We start from the raw sequence: 21,455 nt of genomic DNA, 5'->3' as shown, positions 1-21,455 counted from the left end.
GGAAGCAATTCGTCAACCCGCGACACGGCAACCCATTCCGCCATTAAACCGCCACCAGCTGTATATCGGGATCAATGGTCCGCACCAAATTTTCCACTGCGGACAAGGTGCCAGCGAGTGAAGTCGGGCAACTGCCGCACGCGCCCTGATAATGAATGGTAAGCGTGTTGCCTTCCAGTTTCAGCACCTTGAGGTCACCGCCGTCACCCTGGAGATAAGGCCGGATTTGCTGATCGAGAAGCTCGTTGATTTGCGCCAGCCGCAGTGTGTCCTCAATGCTCAGGGCCACACCCGCTTCATTTTCGGCAGGCGCAGCCTGGGAATGTAACTGGGCTTCAGCGCTCGCAGTGCGGATCGGCACGGCAAGCTGTTTCAGCAGTTCCTGCCAATTCGCCTGTCCATCCTGGGTTACGGTAAGCCATTGGTCGACATAAAAAACATTGGTAACATGGGGAATGGCAAATAGCGCCGCAGCGAGCGGGTCATCTTTGGCTTGCGCCGCGCTGTCATAAGAGCGCGTCACTCCGTACGTAAGCGGCTCGCGCAAGATAAATTTCATGGCGTTGGGATTGGGGGTGCTTTCGATCTCCGCTATTTTGGGCATGGCAATTCTCTGTTATATGCTGACCCCGGCGGCTTTCATCGGCTCTTCTTCGTTTTCGGTCGTCGTCGTCGGAACTGAATGCAAGGCTGCGTGCAAGGTATGCCAGGGGAGAATCGCGCATTTTACCCTTGAGGGCAGGTCTTTCACTCCTTCAAACACTGCAAGCCGCCCGAGGTGATTCGGTTGTTTTTTCACATCCAGCTTGCCGGTCGCCATGTCGCGGAATTCCTGCACTATCGTCTGCGCCTGTTCCACGGTTTTTCCCTTTACGCTGGCAGTCATCATCGAGGTAGACGCCTTGCAAATGGCACAGCCTTCACCGCGGAAAGCGATGTCTTCAACCGTGTCGCCGCGAACGCGCAACGAAACGAAAATGTGATCGCCGCACAACGGATTCAATCCTTCGGCCGTGTGGCTTGGATTGTCCAACGTGCCGAAGTTGCGCGGCTTCCTGTTATGGTCCAGGATAACTTCCTGATATAAGTTTTTAACATCAGTCATAATCAGGCCCTAAGCAAAACAAGAAGTTTGACTTGAGAGAAGGCGCGGCGAAGTTGAGCAGCGGAGCATGCATATTTAAGCATGTGAGCACCGGAAACGAGCCGCAACGACGTATCAAGACAAAATCCGCAGTTTTGCATTATGCAAACATCCTTTGCACCTTTTTAATGCCCGCAACCAGCGCATCTACCTCTTCAAAAGTATTGTAAAACGCGAACGAAGCGCGCGCGGTGGCCGGTACCCCAAAGCGCCGCATTACCGGTTGCGCGCAGTGATGACCGGTGCGAATCGCAATCCCGTCTTCATTCAATATTGTGCCTACATCGTGCGGATGCACGCCTTCAACCATGAAAGACAGCACCGCTGCCTTATGCTTTGCAGTCCCGATAATTCGCACGCCTTGCATCAGGCCGATTTGTTGCGTTGCGTAGTTGAGCAAATCGGTCTCGTGCCCGCCGATGCGTTCGAAGCCAATGCTGCTAAGATAATCCATGGCCGAGCCCATGCCGATTGTGGCAGCGATCGGCGGAGTGCCGGCCTCGAACTTGAAGGGAACAGAATTGTAGGTGGTTTTTTCGAAGGTGACGCTCAATATCATGTCGCCGCCACCCTGGAAAGGCCGCATTTTCTCTAATAGCGCGCGCTTGCCGTAAAGCACGCCGATGCCTGTCGGCCCGCATATTTTATGGCCGGAAAAAGCGTAAAAATCGCAATCGAGCGCCTGCACATCAATTTTGAGATGCGGCGCTGCCTGCGCTCCGTCAAGCAGCACCGGAACACCTCGCTGATGCGCAGTAGCAATCATTTCGCGCACCGGATTGACCGTGCCCAGAGCATTTGAAACATGCGAAAGCGCCGCGAATTTGCTGCGTTCGTTAAACAGCTTCTGATATTCATCCAGCAGAATTTCGCCTGTATCGCTGATCGGTGCGACGCGCAGCTTCGCTCCTTTTTCTTCACACAGCATCTGCCACGGCACAATGTTGGAATGGTGCTCGAGTTCCGTGAGGATAATCTCATCGCCGGCTTGGATGAAGGCGCGGCCATAGCCCTGCATCACCAGATTGATGCTTTCGGTAGTGCCGCGCGTAAAGATGATTTCGTGTTCGTCCTTCGCGTTGATAAAGCGCTGCGCCTTGCGCCGCGCTTCTTCGTATTCCGCCGTGGCGTGCTCGCTCAGGGTGTGCACCGCACGGTGGATGTTGGCGTGCTCCTGGGTCTGATACCGTACCAAGCGGTCGATAACGGGCTGCGGCATCTGGCTGCTCGCTGCGTTGTCCAGATATACCAGTGGCTTGCCGTTTATAAGCCGCGCAAGAATCGGGAACTCCGATCGGATATGCGCCACGTCCAGCGACGCGGCGACCATTTTTTCACTCAGTACGGAGCTGGCCTTGTTCATAATCTGTCTCTTAACTGTATTTTTTCCATCGCCGTGTGCCGCAATTGCCGTGCCAACGAAGCGACCGGAATTTTGTCTATGATCTCCGCCGCAAAAGCGTATGTCAAAAGGCTGCGCGCACCTCTCTCATCCAGTCCGCGACTTCTAAGATAAAACACTTCGTCGGCATCAAGTTGCCCCACCGTTGCCCCGTGAGTACATTTCACATCGTCTGCGAAAATTTCCAGCTGCGGTTTAGTATCCACATGTGCCTTTTCCGAAAGCAGCAAGTTGCGGCTGGATTGTGCCGAATCCGAACGCTGCGCACCTTCGCGCACCAAAACTTTGCCGTTGAACACCGCGTGCCCGGCATCATCCACAATACACTTGTGCAGCTGGCGGCTGTAGCCGGCGGGCTTTGCGTGGTCCATAAATGTATGCGTGTCCGCAAGTTGACGGCCTGAAATCAGAGCAAGCCCGTCGAGCGAACAGCGCCCGCCTTCTGCGCTCTGCAACACACACAGGTTATGTCGCGAAAACCGCGCGCCTAAAGTGACGGTATCGGAATAGTATTCAGAATCCCGCGCCAGCGTTACCGCGCATTGCGCGATATGAAAGGCGGCACGGCTCTCGTGCTGCAGCTTGATGTGCTGGACGCGGGCACGTTCGCCGATAATGATCTCAGCCACTGCATTATTAAAATAAACGTCTTCTGCAACGCTAATATATTGCTCGACCAGCGTGCATCCACTCCCGGGCTCGGCCACCGCCAGTAAACGCGGGTAAACCACGGCTTCCGCTTTGGTCGCGATAAACAGCAAATGTATGGGGGTGGGGTGCACAACATCCGCGTCGATCACGATCAATGCGCCATCGCGCAAAAAGCTGGTGTTGAGCGCGCAAAATACATCGTTTTGAAATTCGGCATGGCGCGCAAGATGCTGCTGCAACATTTCGCCGTGCGATGACAGACCTTGCTCCAGGCTCGTTACCTGAATTCCGTGTTCGTGACCGCAGTGTGTGGAAAGCCCTGCCGCATACACGCCATCGATAAAAACCAAGCGGTCGGAAGAAGCTTCGGGAATGACAAAGCGCTGAATGTCTGCTTGCGCAAGCCGCGACATGCCACGCGCCGGCTGGAATGAAAATTTAAACAGCGGTGAGGGATCGGTAAAGCGCCAGTCTTCGTCCCGCGTGCTGGGAACGGTGAGCGCATTGGCGCGTTCCGTCGCCGCACTGCGAATTTGATTCAGCCAGCCAAGCGGGCTGGCCGCAGGTTGCCCAAGTAACAGGCTCTCGAAAAAGCGGTCTTTCGCGCCGCGAGTGACGAGTTCCATAGCTACACTCAGGCTGCGGCTCGGGTCGCGTCGAATTCGGCGCGTACCCAATCGTAGCCGCGCTTCTCGAGTTCCGACGCAAGGTCCTTGCCGCCGGTCTTGACAATTTGCCCGCTTTCCATGACATGCACGTAGTCGGGCACGATATAGTTCAGCAGGCGCTGGTAATGCGTTACCACGATAATCGCATTTTCCGGCCTCATGAGGTGGTTCACACCGCTCGCCACAATTTTCAAAGCGTCAATATCGAGCCCTGAATCAGTCTCATCAAGCACGGCAAGCTTGGGGTCGAGTACCGCCATTTGTACGATCTCGTTGCGTTTTTTCTCGCCCCCCGAAAATCCTGCATTGACGCTGCGGTCGAGAAAACTTGGATCCATTCCCACGAGCTTGATTTTTTCCCTCACAAAGTCGTCAAATTCCAGAGGGTCAAGTTCTTCGCCGCCGCGCGCGGCCTGCATCGTGTTGTACGCCAAGCGCAGGAAAGCGCTGTTGCTCACCCCCGGGATTTCGACCGGATACTGGAACGCGAGAAACACTCCCGCTCGCGAGCGTGCTTCCGGGGGCATATCCAGGAGATTTTTTCCCTGATACAGCACTTCGCCTCCGGTCACCGTGTAATCGGCGTGCCCTGCCAGCACCTTGGCAAAAGTGCTTTTCCCGGAGCCATTCGGTCCCATGATGGCGTGCACTTCGCCGGTTTCCACAGTGAGATCAATTCCTTTAAGAATCTCTTTGCCGGCGACCTGGGCGGACAAATTTCGGACTTCAAGCAGAACCGTGTTCTTGCTCATCCCACGCTTCCTTCCAGCTTGAGACCAAGTAATTTAGTGGCTTCGACGGCGAATTCCATCGGCAGCTGGTTGAACACATCCTTGCAAAAACCGTTGATGATAGTGGTAACGGCTGCTTCCGCGCCGATGCCGCGCTGCGCGAAGTAGAACAATTGGTCTTCGCCGATTTTCGAAGTGGATGCTTCGTGCTCCACTTTCCCAGAATTGTTCTGCACGTCGATATAAGGAAATGTATTGGCGCTGCAGGCGCTACCCAAAAGCATGGAATCACACTGCGAGTAGTTGCGAGCGTTTTGCGCCCGCGGTCCGATTTTCACCTGGCCTCGGTAACTGTTGATCGAACGCCCGGCCGAAATGCCCTTGCTGATAATGCGGCTCCTGGTGTTCCTGCCGATATGCGTCATTTTGGTTCCCGTGTCCGCTTGCTGTTTGTGATTGGTTAGCGCCACCGAATAAAACTCGCCTATGGAGTTATCCCCCAGTAAAACACACGAAGGATATTTCCAGGTAATCGCCGAACCGGTTTCCACTTGGGTCCAGGAAATTTTCGAATTGACACCCTTGCACAAACCGCGCTTGGTCACAAAGTTGTAAATTCCTCCAACGCCGTTCTCATCGCCCGTATACCAGTTTTGCACGGTCGAATACTTGATTTCGGCGTTATCAAGCGCAATCAATTCCACCACCGCGGCGTGCAGTTGATTGGTGTCGAATTTGGGAGCGGTACAGCCTTCGAGGTACGAAACCGACGCGCCTTCTTCGGCAATGATTAGGGTACGTTCAAATTGCCCCGAATCCTGAGTATTGATACGGAAGTAGGTACTCAGATCCATCGGACACTTCGTACCCTTCGGTATAAAGCAGAATGAACCATCCGTGAACACCGCTGAGTTAAGCGAAGCAAAAAAATTATCGGTCGGAGGTACCACGCTGCCGAGATATTTCTTCACCAACTCCGGGTGCTCTTGCACTGCTTCCGAAAAGGAACAGAAAATAATCCCAAGCTCTGCAAGTTTCTTCTTGTACGTCGTAGTAACGGATACGCTATCAAACACCACATCAACCGCCACGCCGGCGAGTGCCTTCTGTTCGTGCAATGGAACGCCAAGTTTTTCGAAGGTACGCCGCAATTCGGGATCAACTTCGTCCATGCTTGCAAGTTTTTTCTTGGGCTTGGGCGCGGCATAATAAATGATGTCCTGGTAATCGATTGTCGAATAACGCACATTCGCCCAGCGCGGCTCGCGCATGGTTAGCCAATGACGGTAGGCGTTGAGCCTGAATTCCAGCATCCAGTCCGGCTCATTTTTCTTCTTGGAAATCATACGAATCACGTCTTCGCTGAGTCCTTTGGCGATGACGTCTTCCGCGATTGAAGTCACGAACCCGTGTTTATAGGGCTGGTTGATCAGCTTTTCTAACATTGCACTCATTAGCTTAGTTCCTGATTTTACAGTTCTTAAATCCCGAGTCAATTACTCAAGTATTAGTTTATAATACCCGAGCAAATTAGTCAACTTTGCCCTCCTCGCTAGCTAGTAGACTGCGGACCTGCTTTAAGTGATGGATGCATTAAACGCTGAAGCTTTCACCGCATCCGCACTGCTCTTTGACGTTGGGATTATCGAATTTAAAGGTTTCTTTGAAACCCTCCTTAACAAAGTCGAGCACTGCGCCGTCGAGATAAGGCAAGCTATCCGCGTCCACCACTATTTTAGCGTCGTGCGATTCGAAAAGATGGTCGCGTTCACCGACCGCGTCGGCGTAATCGAAGGTGTACGCCAAACCCGAACAACCGACTTTCTTCACGCCAAGACGCAAACCGACGCCCGTTCCGCGTTTTGCCAGAACCTTTTTTATGTGCTTAGCCGCGTTTTCAGTCAATGTGATAGCCATGTTTTCCCGTCTTCCTCGCAACACGTTTTATCATTCAGACCGCAACCGCCGCGAGCCGTTGCAACCGGCTTAAGACCATACTAATTGCTTGGAGAAATTCCACGATTTCGCGCATCTCGTTGTCTTTGCCGAGGCTAACCCGCACCGCGCCTTCCGCAATTTCGGGCGCTACCCCCATGGCAAGCAAAGTCGGACTGGGATCATGGCTTACGCTCGAGCACGCGGAGCCGCTTGCCACCGCGTAGCCGGCCCTGTCAAGCTCAATTACCAAAGTTTCTCCGCCTACCCGGGGAAACGCAAAATAGCTGGTATTGGGCAATCGCCGCGCATTGCCGCCGAATATCCGGGCGCCCATGCTCGTCAAACCTTGTTCCAGACGGTCGCGCATGAGTTGCAATTCAGACGCAAATTTTTGCAGGCGATTTTGCGCCAGTTCGCACGCTACGCCAAATCCGACGATGGCGGGAACGTTTTCAGTTCCTGAACGCATGCCTCTCTCATGCCCGCCGCCCGACAGCAGCGGTTTCACCTCGAGGCGCTTGTCCAAAATCAGCGCGGCGGCGCCTTTGGGACCGTAGATTTTATGCGCAGAAATTGTCATCGCATGCACGTTGAGCGCGCTGAAATCCACGGCGATTTTTCCAAGAGCCTGCACTGCATCAGTATGCACCCACGCATTCTGCCGTCGTGCTACGTCGGCCACTGCGGCCACATCTTGGATCACGCCGGTTTCATTGTTGGCTAGCATCACTGACACTATGCCCGTTGGGTGTGCAAGCGCCGCTTTCACGTCGGCAAGATCAACCCTGCCCTCGCTATCCACCGCCAGCTTGCGCAATTTCCAACCTAGCCGTGTCAATTCCTGCGCCGGCTTGCCAATACAGGGATGCTCGATTGCGCTCACCGCTATTTGCGAAGGATTAAGCTGCGCTGCGGCGCCCTTGATGAAGGTATTGTTGGCCTCGGTCCCTCCGCTGCCAAACACGACTTGCACGGGTTCAACCCCCACTGCCGCAGCGACCTGCGCGCGCGCGCGGTTCACTGCCTTTCTCGCCTGCGTCCCGTACTCGTGGCGGCTTGAGGCATTACCGTAATTTGTTTTTAAATACGGCAGCATCGCCTCCAGTACCCGTGCGTCGAGTGGCGTAGTGGCATTGTGATCAAAATAAACGGGAAGGCCCATGCGTGTCATGCCGATACCGCCGATTCGTCCTTTTTGCTGCTCGCGCGCTGGTCGCGGAGTACCTTGACACTGTCTTCTTTCTGGTCAGTTACCAGCTGCGAAAGCGTAACCGATTGCAGGTAATCGAAGATGCGGTCATTCAACGCGGCCCACAAGTCATGGGTCAGACATTTTTGATCATCGCGACAGTTTTCCTTGCCACCGCATTGAGTGGCATCAATCGGTTCGTCCACTGCAAGGATAATGTCGGCCACTGAAATCCGGTCGACGCTCTTCGCCAAGCAATAACCCCCGCCCGGACCCCGTACGCTGTCCACCAAGTTATGCCGGCGCAGCTTGCCGAATAGCTGTTCGAGATAAGAAAGTGAAATCTTCTGCCGCTCGCTGATTTCGGACAATGTTACCGGCCCGCTGCTGTGATGCATTGCCAGGTCAATCATCGCGGTTACCGCAAAACGTCCTTTAGTCGTTAGTCGCATGGGCCCACCTTTAGGCCGTTAAAAATACCTGATCAATTTAGTCAAGTTTACAATGCCCGAGTTCCCTAGTCCACTATTTTATTCAAATAGTTTGGGTCGAATTTATCCGCAGTCGCCCGCTCGTCCTCGACTTTTGCGCCAAGCTTTTCCAGCTGCCGCACAATGGCCTCGATGCGTTGGTCTATGTTCACGGTATGGTCGAGCAGACCGTGGATCGCCTGCGCTACCGGGTCGTTCTCGTCGCGGCTCAGAGCGTAAGCGGAAAAACCCAATTTTTCAGCCGTCTTCACCCGCGCAGCGTCGTGGTCGGTATCCACGATGCGTGCAGGTATGCCGATCGCAGTGGCACCGGCCGGAACGTCTTTTACCACTACCGCGTTGGAACCGATCTTGGCGCCATCACCGACCAATATAGGCCCCAGAATCTTGGCTCCCGCGCCGATCACTACCCCTTTGCCCAAGGTCGGATGACGCTTGCCCTTGTTCCAGGACGTCCCGCCAAGCGTGACTCCGTGATACAAGGTGCAATCGTCGCCGATTTCCGATGTCTCTCCGATGACGATCCCCATGCCGTGATCGATAAAAACGCGCCTACCGATGCTCGCCCCTGGGTGAATTTCTATGCCGGTGATCCATCGCGCACAATGAGAAACCAGCCGTCCCAGCCATTTGAAACCCGCGAACCACAGCCAATGGGAAAACCTGTGAATCAGCAGCGCATGAAATCCGGGATAGCAGGTAACCACTTCCCACGGTGTACGCGCCGCGGGGTCGCGGTCAAATACCACCGCAATGTCTTCCTTGATCTTCTGAAACATTTTTATGTCCGATTCACCTTAAGAAGCATGAGTTTGCTATAACCTAGTAAATTAATCAACTATTTCTCAAAAACCCGCAGAATCCCCCTGAGGATATTAACCTCATCTCTTTCCAGCCGGGTTCGAGCAAACAGCCTGCGCAACCTTTCCATAAGCCGTTTGGGTTGCTCCAGTTTCAAAAATCCCGCCTCCACCAAAACTTTTTCGAGATGCCGGTAGAGCATTTCGGTTTCCTCAAAGGTCGCCGCTTCAAATTCGTATTCCTGCACGTCGCGGTCTTCCAACGCCAAACGCAGTTCGTAACACATCACCTGTACTGCCGCCGCCAGATTTAGCGCGGCATAGCTGGGATTTGCTGGAATATGCACCAGCAACTGGCATTTGATGATTTGCTCGTTGCTTAACCCGGATTTTTCGCCGCCGAACACCAGGGCCACCGGGTCTCGCCTGGCCTGTTGCAGCAAAATGCTCGCCGCTTTCCTCGGGCAATACGCAGCGTGTGAAAGCTCGCGGGGACGCGCGCTCAGTGCGGCGGCCAACACAGTATCTGCGAGTGCCTCATCGAGCGATGTGCAAACGCGCGCTTCACTCAATACGTCAACTGCGTTGGAAGCAAGAACCTCGGCCTCATGATCAGGAAAGCGTTTGGGACTCACCAAGACCAATGATTTCAAACCCATGGTCTTCATGGCGCGCGCGCTGGCCCCAATGTTCCCGGGATGGCTGGGCTGATTCAACACGACGCGAACGTTATCAAGCGGGTTTTCCGGGTTCATATTAGAATGACGCTCTTCGCGTATCCGTAATTTCAAGATTCGAATTCTGGTTGCCGGCTATGCATCCCATGCTCAACATTGCAGTGAAGGCCGCGCGCCGCGCAGGAGGCATCATTAACCGTGCGTCGCTCAATCTCGACGTGCTCACGGTAACGCCCAAATCCTTTAATGATTTCGTAAGCGATGTGGACCGCGCGGCAGAACAGGCTATTATCAAAGTGCTAAAGGATGCCTATCCCGCGCACGCGATTCTAGCAGAAGAGAGCGGAACTCAGGGCGAGTCCGAATACCTATGGATCATCGATCCGCTCGACGGTACCACTAATTTCCTGCACGGATTTCCGCAATACGCGGTATCGATCGCCCTTTCACACAAGGGAACGCTCCTGCTGGGGGTCGTGTATGACCCCGGACGCAATGAGTTGTTTACCGCCACGCGCGGGCGCGGCGCCTATCTTAATGACCGCCGTCTGCGAGTAAGCAAACGCATCAGGCTCGGCGAAGCGCTTATTGGCACCGGCTTCCCGTTCCGACAGTTGAAGCATCTCGACAGCTATCTGGCAATGTTCCGCGACATGGTCAAAAACACTTCCGGTGTCCGCAGAGCCGGCGCCGCCGCGCTCGATCTGGCATATGTCGCCGCGGGCAGGTTGGACGGCTTCTGGGAAATCGGCTTGAGCCCCTGGGACATCGCTGCGGGGAACCTGCTGATCCAGGAAGCAGGCGGCCTGATTGCCGATTTCGAAGGTGATGACGGCTATCTTGAAAGCGGCAACGTGGTCGGAGGCAATCCGAAGATATTTGCCCAGCTCATCAAGATATTGGCGCCGCATTTGACGCCCGCGCTGAGAAAATAACGCAATTTTTTCTCCATGGGCGAGCAGCTGATACAAAAAACCAAACCAAGCGGGCACACGCCCGTGATGCAGCAGTACCTGCGAATCAAGTCGGCATACCCGGACATGCTGGTTTTCTACCGCATGGGGGATTTTTACGAGATGTTTTATGACGACGCTGAAAAAGCAGCCCGCGTATTGGACATAACACTAACAAGCCGCGGCGAGTCCAATGGTCAACCCGTGAAAATGGCCGGGGTCCCGTACCATTCGGTTGATCAATACCTGACTAAGCTTATCAAGCTGGGAGAATCGATAGCGATCTGCGAGCAAATCGGCGAACCCGCTCAGTTCAAAGGACCGGTGGAGCGCAAAGTCACCCGCGTCATCACCCCTGGCACGCTCACCGACTCCGGATTGCTCGATGAAAAACGTGACAGCATATTGCTTGCAGTCGCTCCGCAGCAGCCCACCTTGGGTCTGGCGTGGCTCAGCCTTTCTGCAGGCAGTATGCGCGTTCTGGAAATCCCGGCGGACCAGCTTGGCTCCGAGCTGGAACGCCTACAGCCTGCGGAAATCCTGTTGCCCGAGAATTATATTCATCCGCTGCTCGAGAACCGTCACTGCGCTGTCAAACACCTTGCGCAATGGCAATTCGATTTCGACACGGCTACCCGAAATCTGTGCAAGCAGTTTCGCACACACGACTTGAGCGGCTTCGGTTGCCAGGGCTTGCGCGCGGCAATAGCTGCGGCGGGCGCACTGCTCGAATATGCCATATCCACTCAAGGCACTGCGATTACCAATATTACTGCGTTGCAGGTCGAGGACCACGATGCCTTTGTGCGCATGGATGCAGCAACCCGCCGCAATTTGGAAATTTCGGAAACCCTGCGTGGTGATCCGGCGCCGACACTGCTCTCGTTGCTTGACACATGCGCAACCGGCATGGGCAGCCGCTTGCTGCGCCACTGGCTGCATCATCCTCTGCGCAATCACGATTCGCTTAATTTTCGCCTGCAGGCGGTGTCCTCACTGTTCGGCGATGGGGGTATGGGCGCGTATCGCGCAATTCACAAAGGACTCATGCACTGCAGCGATATCGAGCGCATTTCGTCACGCATCGCGCTGAAAACAGCCCGCCCGCGCGACCTTTCGGGATTGCGCGATAGTTTAATTCAGCTGCCGTCGTTGCAGCGGACATTGGACACGGTAGCCAGTCCCAGGCTTAGCGAACTCTCGACGGCACTCACCCTACCCGAAGCGCTTATAACGCTTTTGCAGCGGGCGCTACAGGAGGAACCTGCAGCGCTGTTGCGCGAAGGTGGTGTTATGGCAAGTGGATTTGATGCCGAACTGGATGAGTTACGAGCCGTTCAGAACCATTGCGGCGAATTTCTGATGCAACTCGAAGCGCGCGAGAGGAGCCGCACAGGCTTGAGCACGCTTAAAGTGGAATACAACAAGATTCATGGCTTTTATATCGAGGTATCACGCGTCCAGGCCGAGCGCGTTCCCGCTGATTACCGGCGGCGCCAGACCATGAAAAACGCCGAACGGTTCATTACCCCCGAGCTGAAAGCATTTGAAGATAAGGCCTTGTCCGCGGCGGAGCGGGCCTCGGCGCGAGAGAAACTGTTGTACGAAAAACTCTTGGACGGGCTGGCCTCCTACATCCCGTCACTTAAGAACGCCGCGGCAGCGATTGCCGAGCTGGATGTGCTCGCCACATTTGCCGAGCGAGCGGCGAGCCTCAATTACGTTTCGCCGCAATTCAACGACGAATCCGGAATCCATATTGAAGAAGGACGGCACCCAGTAGTGGAAAGGCAACTCGAGCATTTCATCGCCAACGGCACTGATTTATCGTCCACTCGCCAGATGCTTCTTATCACCGGCCCCAATATGGGGGGCAAATCGACCTACATGCGGCAAATCGCGTTGATCGTGCTGCTTGCGCACTGCGGTTCCTTCGTCCCCGCAAAAAATGCGGTGATTGGGCCGCTGGACCAGATTTTCACCCGAATAGGCAGTTCCGATGATCTTGCGGGCGGTCGATCCACGTTCATGGTCGAGATGACCGAAGCAGCAAACATTTTGCATCACGCCACCGAGCGCAGCCTGGTGCTTGTAGATGAAATCGGGCGCGGAACGTCGACCTTTGACGGCCTTGCGCTCGCGTGGGCAATTGCCGGACATTTGCTCGAAAAAAATGGTTCACTTACCCTCTTCGCTACTCATTATTTCGAACTCACTCACCTCGCCGAGAGCCATTCTCAAGTCGCCAACGTGCATCTCGACGCCATCGAGCACCACGATCACATCGTTTTTCTGCACGCAGTCGAAGACGGACCTGCGAATCAAAGCTACGGCTTGCAGGTAGCGCAGCTCGCCGGAGTGCCACAACCGGTTCTTCGCGCGGCAAGGAAACATCTGATGAAACTCGAGCAGGAGGGCATAACCAGGGATCCACAGAACGACTTGTTCGCAGCGCAGCCGCAAACAAATCCCGCTGTGACGCAACATCCGATGCTGCAGCTACTAAAAGCAACCGACCCGGATCAACTGAGCCCGAAACAGGCTCTGGAGTTCATCTACCGTCTAAAACAGGAACTTGATCAAAAACCATGATCGGGGGCAACGCCTGTCCGGGTAGTGACCTTGGCCGCGCTCGATATCTTCCCGCGGAAAGCGCTCCTTTGACGCTGACAACCGCTGCGCAAGCCGCTTGTTGATACCTAAAAACTTTCCGGAAACCTGGCGTTGGCGTCTATCAGTGCACAGGCGGTTGAAGCCATTGTCCTGCTTTTGATTTTTATTTAAGCTTTTTAATCAGATTCAATACTTCCTCGGCATGACCACGGGCGGTTACGCTGTAAAAGACATGTCGCAGGATGCCGTATTTGTCGATGATGAAGGTTGAACGCAGGATACCGGTTTTTTTCTTGCCATCCACTTTTTTTTCCTGTAACACACCGTATTTTCGGCATACCTCCCCGTCGGTGTCGGCCAGCAACTGTACGCTAAGTCCGTGCTTGTCGCGAAAGGAGCCGTGGCTTAAGCAGTCGTCCATACTTACACCAAGGACAATGGTGTCTATATGGGCGAATTCATCGTCCAAGTCGCTGAATTCGATCGCTTCGATGGTGCACCCGGGCGTATCGTCTTTCGGATAAAAATACAGCACCACGTTGTTTTTGTTTTTAAACCTAGAAAGGCCGACCATTTGCATGTCAGCATCGGGTAAGTCGAATTCGGGTGCCGCTTGTCCTGCTTGCAACATAGATACTCCTAAATTTCAACCGCAATTTTAACCGATTTCACTCACCTTGAAATACTTTACACTCCACGGTAACGTGCACAGGTGAAAAAACTCTTTTCGGCGGCGTGTCACCGCGAAAATTCCTAAAACATTATTGGCAAAAAACCGCTGGTCATTCGCAACGCATTGCCTGCATCCCGCGACCTGCTCACCAGCCGGCAACTATTTGAGCTGGCGTGCCGCGATGACGTGCAGTCGCATCTGGTTTTGCAAAAGCGCAACTTCTGGCAAGTACGTCATGGGCCGTTCCACGCGCGATACCTGCGCGGTCTGGGAACAAGTAAATGGTCTTTGCTGGTCCAGGGAGTCAACCATGTGTACCCGCGGGCACAGCGCCTGTTGCTGAGTTTCGATTTTTGCCGTGCGCCAGGCTGGACGACATAATGATCGGCTATGCTCCACCGGGCGGCGGGGTCGGCGCGCATATCGACTGTTACGATGTGTTTCTGCTGCAAGGCAGCGGGCAGCCACTTTGGCAAATAAGCAGGCAGAAAGATTTACAGGTCGTCGAAGGCGCACCTTTCAAGATTTTGAAAAACTTCAAGCCCGAGCGGGAGTGGGTGCTCAATCCCGGAGACGTGCTCTATTCGCCTCCGCATTGCGCTCATAACGGAGTGGCACTTGATTATTGCATGACTTATTCCGTCGGTTTCCGGGCGCCTTCTGCTCAGGAGCTCGCCGTCCAGTTCCTGATGTTTCTCGAAGATCACCTGAGCGTCAAGGAAAGGTACCGCGATCCCGGGCTTAGCCCGCAGCGGCACCCTGCACAAATCAGCGACGCGATATTGCAACAGCTAATTCGAAAGCTTGGCCGCGTACGTTGAGCAAAACGCGATGTCGAACTTTTTCTCGGGAAGTTTCTCACCAACCAAAACCGCACCTGATATTTGAGCTGCCGTCCCGGCCGCTTTCAAGCAAGCGCTTTTCCCGCAAATGCCAGACGTAAGGCATACATCTTGACCCGAAAAGCCAAATGCTGTTCCGCCGCGATTTGCTATTTATAAATGGCGAAGCGCACCGAACCGGACAACGCGCGTCGGCTTCGTTGTCACGGCTTGCCGACAGGGGTGAAACTAAGTGCCGTACCGCGTTCGACCAAGAAACGGGACGTTTACTTTACCGATGGTATCAGGCGGGCTATATTAAGATTGGTGGCCTGCCCTAGACTGTTCAGGAATTCTAATGGAAAGCATTATCGAGACCTCACCGCAATACCAGAAAATCGAAAGTGGGGCGGATTACGAAGCCGCGACCGACCTGGTAATCGCCCGGGCGAGCCGCAACATCCGCATTTTCGACAATCAGGTAAGCAGCGCTTTCAATTCCTCAAAGCGCTGTGAGTTGTTGCGCAGCTTCCTGCTTGCAAACCGCATCAACCGCCTACGTATTGTTTTGCACGACACGCGTTATCTGATCACCGGCTGCCCGCGCATGCTGTCGTTGTTAAGACAGTTCAGCCACTGCATCGCCATCCACGAAACGCTGGAGGACGCCAAACAAGTATACGACCCGTTTACTGTGGCGGACGAAAGTCACTACGTGCACCGATTCCATTACACCACAAGCCGGGGATTGCTGGCGCTTAACGATTTAAATGGCGCGCACGAATTCATTAATCGGTTTGAGCAAATATGGGAAGCGTCGCATCCCGCGTTATCCGCGACCAAGCTCGGACTCCGCGGATAAGGTAACGATTTTCCGAGAAAATTCGAATGTGCTAGAATGCGCGCGTTGGTTGCTTACCGTTGTCCAGGTACGCACCGACGACCCGTTGCTGTTATCGTAAATTTTATATATTAGAGGATGTTATTACATGAAACGCTTACTCCTTGTTGCCGCCTTGCTAGTATTGGGTTTGACTGCTTGCGGCAAAAAAGAAGAACCCGCAACCGCTCCCGCGCCAGCAATGGCTCCTGCGCCTGCTCCGGCTCCTGCGCCTGCCGCAGCGCCGGCGCCCGCTCCGGCTCCGAACGCTGAAATGGCAAAACCGGCTGAACCCGCCAGCGCCGAAGAGAAGAAACCCGAAGAAAAGAAGTAATTTCTCAGTAGTGCGACAAAAGCCGGCGTTCGCGCCGGCTTTTTTTGCCCTAGGCAATCTCACGCCAGGCAAAACCGTTTTGCTGGTCAGCGATACCCACCCACTCCGGATCGCAATTCATCACTCGGGCAAGGGCAGCCTTGGCCAACTGCGGGGTATTGTTGTTCTGGCTTAAGTGGGCGGCGATGAGGTGCTGCAGGCGGTGGCGGTCAAGAGCGGCAAGCAGTTTCGCCGCATCGTCGTTCGACAAATGGCCGAAGCGCCCCGCAATGCGCTCCTTGAGAGGAGCCGGATAGGCGCCGTTTTTAAGCATTTCCAAATCATGATTGCATTCCAGCACCAGCGCGTCACAACAGTTCAGCACATTTTCGATATGGGAGGTTGAGCTGCCGGTATCGGTAATCACACCCAGGCGTCGTGCTCCGTTGCCGAAGACAAATTGCGCCGGCTCGCGCGCATCGTGCGGCACCGGAAACGGCTCGAGCTCGATATTTCCAACGCTGAAACGCTGGTGAACCTCAAAGTAACACACCTGCGGCAAGCTTGAAAATTCTTCGCGAAATACACTTGCGGTGCCGCAAGTAACCCAGACCGGCATACCAAACTTGCGTGCGAGTCTGACCGCTCCACCAATGTGATCCGAGTGTTCGTGGGTCACAACTAATGCGCTTATCTGTTGCGGCGCGAGTTTCAGACGGGATAATCTGAGGACCGTTTCATTGATGCCAAAACCGCAATCCAGCATGACCCTGGTCTGCCCCACTTCCACCACCAGGGAATTGCCCTGGCTGCCGCTGCCCAGGGAAGCGAAACGCATCATGAACTGTGAAACGTGAACTGTAAGACGTGAAGCGTCGAATCAAAGCCGAACCCGCGACACGCGACTCTTTTCACGTTTCACCATTCATGTTGCACCTCATTTCAATTGTTCATACAGCAATGTCAAAATTCGATTGGCTGTATCGGATGAATCCGGAAGGCCGTCGCTGTCCAGCACATTGACTCGGCTTTGGTCTCCCTCGCTTCGCACCAGGATGCGGTAGCTTTTGCTTTTAGGATTTTTCTTCTCATCCGACTTCCAAAACGCCAGTTTATCCAGCCATCCTTTCTTGTGATAATCACTGGCCTCCGGATCCGCGTAACTCACGAAGTAAACGCCCTGGGAGCGGTCGCGATCTTCCACAGCGAAGCCCACGCGGTCGAGCGCTAACCCGACGCGCCGCCAGGCGTGGTCAAAGCCATCGTTGATCGACAATGACCCGGTGCCATCCGACATTTTGCTTAGGCTGGCGCGGTTAGTCGCGGGAGCAGCCTCCACAAGTTCTTTAGCCTGTTCTTCTTTAGTCCCAAAGCGCACCATCAGCCTAGACAGCATTTCTGCATCGAGCTGAGGATCCGGCGGGCTCGGCTGCCAGATCGTGTGGTCCTCGTATTCGTTCTCGTACACTTCGGCCATGCTGTAGTGGCTGATAAAAATCTCCGTGGTATTAGGATCGTTTCCGCGCTCAAGACGCGTGCGGAACTTGTTGCGTTGCGAAGTCGAGGTTACCGTGGTTAGCACCTTGTTAATCAAACCGCGGATTCCCCCCTCAGGCACTTTCACCCGGTATTCCGCCCAATCGGTTTCCATTACGCCGGCTTCAGGCATTTCAGTCTTAAGCTCATAACCGTTATCCAGCCAGAACTGCTTGACGACGGGCCAGACTTTATCCGGACTTTCGGGCACTACCAGCCAGCGCTGGTTACCATCGCGCTCAACGCGCAGTTTCTTGTCGAACACCGGCAGCACCTTCGCTTCTTCTACGCCGGCCTGCGGAGTTTTTTCCTTGCTAAATTCGGAGAAAGTGGTGATGTTCTGCGCCTGGCCCTCGGCATTGCGCTCGTTTTCTCCGGGCGTAGTAAGATCAGGCGGAACATCGAGCGGCTTCCCTTGCTTTGCCGACTTGTACTCGTCCTTTTTTAAGAAAGGAATCGAGTCGCAGGCGCCCAGCGCCAGCGCGACAACCAGCATCGGCAGTACGTGCTTTGCGATCCTCCTCATGTTTTCATCGACCTGTCTACCCGGCTTTACGCGTTTATTCCCGCCTGGCGCATTGCGGCAGTTACTGTCTCATAATGAGCCGGCGAAAGCGGTGTCATTGGAAGGCGTATGCCTGGCCCGATCAATCCCATTCGTGCAAGCGCCCATTTCACCGGTATCGGATTGGCCTCGACAAACAGATTCTTGTGCAATTCAAAAAGCTTGTTGTTGATGCCGCGAGCCGTCGCAACATCGCCTTTGAACGCCGCGTTACACATCTCGTGCACGAGTTTGGGCGCGACATTCGCGGTGACCGAAATTACCCCCTGCCCGCCCAGCAGCATCAGCGCCAAAGCACTTGCGTCGTTGCCGTCGTACACCGCAAAATTTTGCGGCGCCTGCCGCACCAGATCGCTGCTGCGATCGATGCTTCCGGTGGCGTCCTTGATGCCGACAATGTTTTGCACTTGTGCCAGCCTCAACACCGTTTGATTCTGCAAATCGCAAGCAGTTCTGCCCGGCACGTTGTAGAGTATTTGCGGGATATCCACGCTTTCTGCAATCAACCTGAAATGGCGGTATAAACCTTCCTGCGTCGGCTTGTTGTAGTACGGTACTACTGAGAGACAGTAGTCGGCGCCAACTTTTTTGGCGTAGCGGGTAAGCTCGATCGCTTCGCTGGTGGAATTGGCTCCGGTACCAGCAATCACCGGAATGCGTTTTTTCGCATGTTCGACCACGACGCGGATAAGCTCACAGTGTTCTTCGATGTCCACCGTCGGCGATTCGCCGGTTGTGCCGACCACCGCGATGCCGTCCGTGCCTTCGCGTATATGCCAGTCCACCAAGGCGCGCAATCGCGGAAAATCGAGGCCGCCGTCCTCCGCCATAGGGGTGACAATCGCCACCAAACTACCTTTGAGCATTGCCTATTACCTGATAACTAGAGACGGTATTTTACCTTAAATTCGCACTGCTTCTTAAGCGTTATCGCGCACCGCGCAGATTCGCTGCACTAATGCGCGTCTGGGCTGCGCGACAACTACGTCTTCATAGGCAATTACGCGCAATCGACCGCGCACCACCTCCAGCAATTCGCCGGGTTTGAGCAAATAATCCGGGTTAGTCGGCTTGCCAAAACGTTCGTTGCCCGCAGCGAAGGTTTCATATATCAGTACTCCATTGCGCCCCAAAGCTGCCAACAGGTGTGGGAATAGTGGGCGGTGCAGATAATTGCATACAATAATTCCGGCAAAGCGCGGGTTTTTGTAAGGCCACGGGCCAGCCTCCAGATCCGCGCAACGAACCGAAACTCCGTCCACATCGCGCACAACCCGCAAATACGATTCATCCCTGTCCACGGCTTCGACGCGATATCCCAAGCCGGCGAGCATGCGCGCGTGTCGGCCCATTCCGCAGGCCAAATCGAGCACCCGTCCCCCTGCTGGAATCAATTTGACAAAGCGGCACACCCAGTCGGAAGGTGCCGTCAAGTCATGTTGCGATTGCATAACGCGCTAGTCTCCACCAGAATTTCTCCTCATGGCAGATCATACAGCCAAACCGCGGGGCGCATGGGTTGCAAATCTCAGTTGGCCCGAAGTCGAGAAACGCATTCATTGCGGCGCGCCCGCGATTCTGCCTGTCGGAGCAGCCGCCAAAGCGCACGGTCCGCATCTGCCGCTCAATGCTGATCAATTGCAAGCGGAATGGTTGGCTTCCCGACTCATTGAAAAAGCCGACGTACTGGTTTGGCCGACACTGAGCTACGGCCATTATCCGGCCTTTGCCGATTATCCGGGCAGCTGCAGTCTGAGCCGCGCAACGTTTGAAAAATTGGCGGAAGAAACGTTAAGGAACATTTTCAGCAGCGGCATCAAATCCGCGCTCATTTTAAACACAGGGATTAGCACCATTGCTGCTCTAGAAAACGCGGTCGTGCGCACCGGTCGACAAATTAAACTTGCCAATGTGTACCGGGGCCGGCGCTATCTTGAAGTCTTTAAGAAAATTGGGCAACAAGCTCGCGGCAGTCATGCCGATGAACCGGAAACCTCAATCATGCTCGTGGTTGCACCGCATAAAGTAAACATGAGGCGGGCCCGCTCCTGGGCTGGACGCGAGATGCAAGCTGGAGCATTGGTGCGAAACGACAAATCGCATCCAAATTACTCGCCGGACGGCGTCTACGGCGACCCGACCCTTGCCAGCAAGCAAAAAGGCAGACTGCTGCTCGCTGCAATGCTTGAAGATATTCTGGACGCAATCACTTGACGTGGTTGCCAGAACCGCAGCAAAACATCACAGCCCGAACGGGGAAACAGAGTCGAGAATGCGGAATGTGATAAAAAACAAATATGGGCACGATGGTAACCCGGGATAAATCGCCTCCGCAACGAAGTTGCAACAACTCATTAATGCTCAACCGGCAGTTGTTGTTCGACCCACTCAAGCATTCCGCCGCGAAGATTGGAAACCTGCTCAAAACCAACACTGGTAAGAATCGCCGCCGCGGTTGTGCTGCGCACGCCGGCACGGCAAATGGCGATCACATGCTTGTTCTTATGCGCCTCGAATTCATTCGCCCGGCTGGCGAGGTCCTTTAACGGAACCAGCTTGCTGCCGCGAATATGCCCCAGCTCGCCGAAGTATTCGTTGGGCTCCCGCACATCGAGAATGAGCGGTGGTGCGTCGCCCTTGACCAACGCCTGCACCTCGCTAGCATTCAGCTGGCGAACTTGATTGAGTTCGGCTACGGTCGGGAACGCAATACGATCGTCATCGAGCGCGGTTTGGTTGGGTTGAAGCACTTCCTGGATTTTGGACGGCAAGGGCAGACCGAGTTTTGCCATTAATTCCACATACTCGGTTCTGGAACGGTTGGCAATGCGCGGATTCAGGTGCTTTTCTTCGCCGATGCTGGACTGAGTGTTGCCACGATAGTCGTGCGCCGGGTACACCTGGGTGTCATCCGGCAAAACAAACAGTTTTTGGGTAATGCTGTCGTACTGCATCCCGGCGTCGCCGCCTTGAAAATCGGTTCGCCCGGTCCCACGGATCAGCAATGTGTCTCCGGTAAAAACCCTGCCATCGGAATACAGACTCATGCTGTCGGGAGTATGGCCGGGCGTTGCCAATACCCGTAGCTGCATTTCCCCGCAATCGATGGTCTGCCCGTCCTGAACATGCATGTCCACAAGCGGCGCGGGCGCGTGGCGGTGCATTACTACTTTGGCACCGGTAAGTTCCTTCAACTCAAACGCTGCCGTGCGGTGGTCGGCGTGTGTATGCGTGTCGATGACCAGTTCCAGCTGGTATCCGAAATACGCCAACGTTGCCAAATAACGGTCGGTCTTTTCCCGTATCGGGTCAATTAGCAGCGCTTTGCGGGTCGTTTCGCAGCCCAGCAAATAGGTCTTGCATTTGCCCTGATTCAATTCACGAAATAACATTTAACGCCCGGAGAACTT

24 protein-coding genes are annotated in these 21,455 nt (G+C 54.6%); 7 read left to right on the top strand and 17 right to left on the bottom strand.

The genetic code is table 11. The annotated features are described in order from the left end of the window. Positions 1-43: 43 nt before the first annotated feature. The 11 genes from VLV32_07000 to VLV32_06950 all read right to left on the bottom strand — a co-directional run bounded on the left by VLV32_07000 (position 44) and on the right by VLV32_06950 (position 9,769). Positions 44-604 (bottom strand): NifU family protein, encoded by a 561-nt coding sequence (locus VLV32_07000; GenBank protein ID HUL41634.1) that lies wholly within the window; start codon positions 602-604, stop codon positions 44-46. Positions 605-616: 12 nt separating this feature from the next. Further along, positions 617-1,105, bottom strand: a complete 489-nt coding sequence (locus VLV32_06995) for an SUF system NifU family Fe-S cluster assembly protein (protein ID HUL41633.1) — start codon at positions 1,103-1,105, stop codon at positions 617-619. Between the two features lie 139 nt (positions 1,106-1,244). Then, complete coding sequence (locus VLV32_06990; GenBank protein HUL41632.1) at positions 1,245-2,507, bottom strand: cysteine desulfurase; 1,263 nt, start codon at positions 2,505-2,507, stop codon at positions 1,245-1,247. Continuing rightward, entirely contained in the window at positions 2,504-3,823 is a 1,320-nt protein-coding gene (sufD, locus tag VLV32_06985) for a Fe-S cluster assembly protein SufD (protein HUL41631.1), read from the bottom strand. Before sufD ends, VLV32_06990 begins: the two co-directional genes overlap by 4 nt. An 8-nt stretch (positions 3,824-3,831) precedes the next feature. Next, positions 3,832-4,599 (bottom strand): Fe-S cluster assembly ATPase SufC, encoded by a 768-nt coding sequence (gene sufC, locus VLV32_06980; protein ID HUL41630.1) that lies wholly within the window; start codon positions 4,597-4,599, stop codon positions 3,832-3,834. Positions 4,600-4,613: 14 nt separating this feature from the next. Further along, the gene (gene sufB / locus VLV32_06975; protein ID HUL41629.1) at positions 4,614-6,050 is read right to left on the bottom strand and encodes a Fe-S cluster assembly protein SufB; all 1,437 of its coding nucleotides are present in this window, start codon (positions 6,048-6,050) and stop codon (positions 4,614-4,616) included. 139 nt (positions 6,051-6,189) lie between these two features. After that, on the bottom strand, positions 6,190-6,513 hold the full coding sequence (gene iscA / locus VLV32_06970) for an iron-sulfur cluster assembly protein IscA (GenBank protein HUL41628.1): 324 nt from the start codon (positions 6,511-6,513) through the stop codon (positions 6,190-6,192). A gap of 34 nt (positions 6,514-6,547) precedes the next feature. Continuing rightward, positions 6,548-7,705: a cysteine desulfurase family protein gene (locus VLV32_06965; protein HUL41627.1), complete on the bottom strand. Its 1,158-nt coding sequence runs from the start codon at positions 7,703-7,705 to the stop codon at positions 6,548-6,550. Then, complete coding sequence (iscR, locus tag VLV32_06960) at positions 7,702-8,175, bottom strand: Fe-S cluster assembly transcriptional regulator IscR (GenBank protein ID HUL41626.1); 474 nt, start codon at positions 8,173-8,175, stop codon at positions 7,702-7,704. Before iscR ends, VLV32_06965 begins: the two co-directional genes overlap by 4 nt. A gap of 65 nt (positions 8,176-8,240) precedes the next feature. Then, complete coding sequence (gene cysE / locus VLV32_06955; GenBank protein ID HUL41625.1) at positions 8,241-8,993, bottom strand: serine O-acetyltransferase; 753 nt, start codon at positions 8,991-8,993, stop codon at positions 8,241-8,243. Positions 8,994-9,052: 59 nt separating this feature from the next. Next, positions 9,053-9,769, bottom strand: coding sequence for an RNA methyltransferase (locus tag VLV32_06950; GenBank protein ID HUL41624.1), 717 nt, complete (start codon positions 9,767-9,769; stop codon positions 9,053-9,055). A gap of 59 nt (positions 9,770-9,828) precedes the next feature. Here VLV32_06950 and VLV32_06945 point away from each other — a divergent pair, with 59 nt between their 5' ends. Further along, on the top strand, positions 9,829-10,626 hold the full coding sequence (locus tag VLV32_06945) for an inositol monophosphatase family protein (protein ID HUL41623.1): 798 nt from the start codon (positions 9,829-9,831) through the stop codon (positions 10,624-10,626). 15 nt (positions 10,627-10,641) lie between these two features. After that, positions 10,642-13,236: a DNA mismatch repair protein MutS gene (mutS, locus tag VLV32_06940; protein ID HUL41622.1), complete on the top strand. Its 2,595-nt coding sequence runs from the start codon at positions 10,642-10,644 to the stop codon at positions 13,234-13,236. Positions 13,237-13,420: 184 nt separating this feature from the next. On the opposite strand, the gene VLV32_06935 is transcribed toward mutS, so the two are convergent. Continuing rightward, complete coding sequence (locus tag VLV32_06935; protein ID HUL41621.1) at positions 13,421-13,888, bottom strand: peroxiredoxin; 468 nt, start codon at positions 13,886-13,888, stop codon at positions 13,421-13,423. 165 nt (positions 13,889-14,053) lie between these two features. On the opposite strand from VLV32_06935, the gene VLV32_06930 reads away from it, so the two are divergent. The 4 genes from VLV32_06930 to VLV32_06915 all read left to right on the top strand — a co-directional run bounded on the left by VLV32_06930 (position 14,054) and on the right by VLV32_06915 (position 15,965). Continuing rightward, a complete protein-coding gene (locus VLV32_06930; GenBank protein HUL41620.1) occupies positions 14,054-14,311 on the top strand; it encodes a hypothetical protein in 258 nt (85 codons plus the stop codon). Beyond that, positions 14,311-14,751, top strand: coding sequence for a cupin domain-containing protein (locus VLV32_06925; protein HUL41619.1), 441 nt, complete (start codon positions 14,311-14,313; stop codon positions 14,749-14,751). Before VLV32_06930 ends, VLV32_06925 begins: the two co-directional genes overlap by 1 nt. 358 nt (positions 14,752-15,109) lie before the next feature. After that, on the top strand, positions 15,110-15,613 hold the full coding sequence (locus VLV32_06920) for a hypothetical protein (GenBank protein ID HUL41618.1): 504 nt from the start codon (positions 15,110-15,112) through the stop codon (positions 15,611-15,613). A gap of 127 nt (positions 15,614-15,740) precedes the next feature. Next, the gene (locus VLV32_06915) at positions 15,741-15,965 is read left to right on the top strand and encodes a hypothetical protein (GenBank protein ID HUL41617.1); all 225 of its coding nucleotides are present in this window, start codon (positions 15,741-15,743) and stop codon (positions 15,963-15,965) included. Between the two features lie 49 nt (positions 15,966-16,014). Here VLV32_06915 and VLV32_06910 read toward each other — a convergent pair whose 3' ends face one another. From VLV32_06910 to VLV32_06895, 4 genes are all read right to left on the bottom strand, one after another. Continuing rightward, positions 16,015-16,785, bottom strand: a complete 771-nt coding sequence (locus VLV32_06910; protein HUL41616.1) for an MBL fold metallo-hydrolase — start codon at positions 16,783-16,785, stop codon at positions 16,015-16,017. 96 nt (positions 16,786-16,881) lie between these two features. Next, positions 16,882-18,006, bottom strand: a complete 1,125-nt coding sequence (bamC, locus tag VLV32_06905; protein HUL41615.1) for an outer membrane protein assembly factor BamC — start codon at positions 18,004-18,006, stop codon at positions 16,882-16,884. 26 nt (positions 18,007-18,032) lie between these two features. Further along, positions 18,033-18,911 carry a 4-hydroxy-tetrahydrodipicolinate synthase gene (dapA, locus tag VLV32_06900; GenBank protein HUL41614.1) on the bottom strand — a complete coding sequence of 293 codons (879 nt, stop codon included), beginning with the start codon at positions 18,909-18,911 and terminating at the stop codon, positions 18,033-18,035. 54 nt (positions 18,912-18,965) lie between these two features. Then, entirely contained in the window at positions 18,966-19,496 is a 531-nt protein-coding gene (locus tag VLV32_06895; GenBank protein ID HUL41613.1) for a class I SAM-dependent methyltransferase, read from the bottom strand. Between the two features lie 31 nt (positions 19,497-19,527). Here VLV32_06895 and VLV32_06890 point away from each other — a divergent pair, with 31 nt between their 5' ends. After that, a complete protein-coding gene (locus VLV32_06890) occupies positions 19,528-20,259 on the top strand; it encodes a creatininase family protein (protein ID HUL41612.1) in 732 nt (243 codons plus the stop codon). A 140-nt stretch (positions 20,260-20,399) separates the two neighbouring features. On the opposite strand, the gene VLV32_06885 is transcribed toward VLV32_06890, so the two are convergent. Then, entirely contained in the window at positions 20,400-21,437 is a 1,038-nt protein-coding gene (locus VLV32_06885) for an MBL fold metallo-hydrolase (protein HUL41611.1), read from the bottom strand. Between the last annotated feature and the right edge of the window lie 18 nt (positions 21,438-21,455).

It is taken from the genome of Burkholderiales bacterium, from assembly GCA_035518095.1.
In the GTDB taxonomy this organism is placed as follows: domain Bacteria; phylum Pseudomonadota; class Gammaproteobacteria; order Burkholderiales; family JAHFRG01; genus JAHFRG01.
The sequence above is the reverse complement of the archived record's forward strand: the minus strand, read 5'-3'. Positions and strand labels throughout refer to the sequence as shown.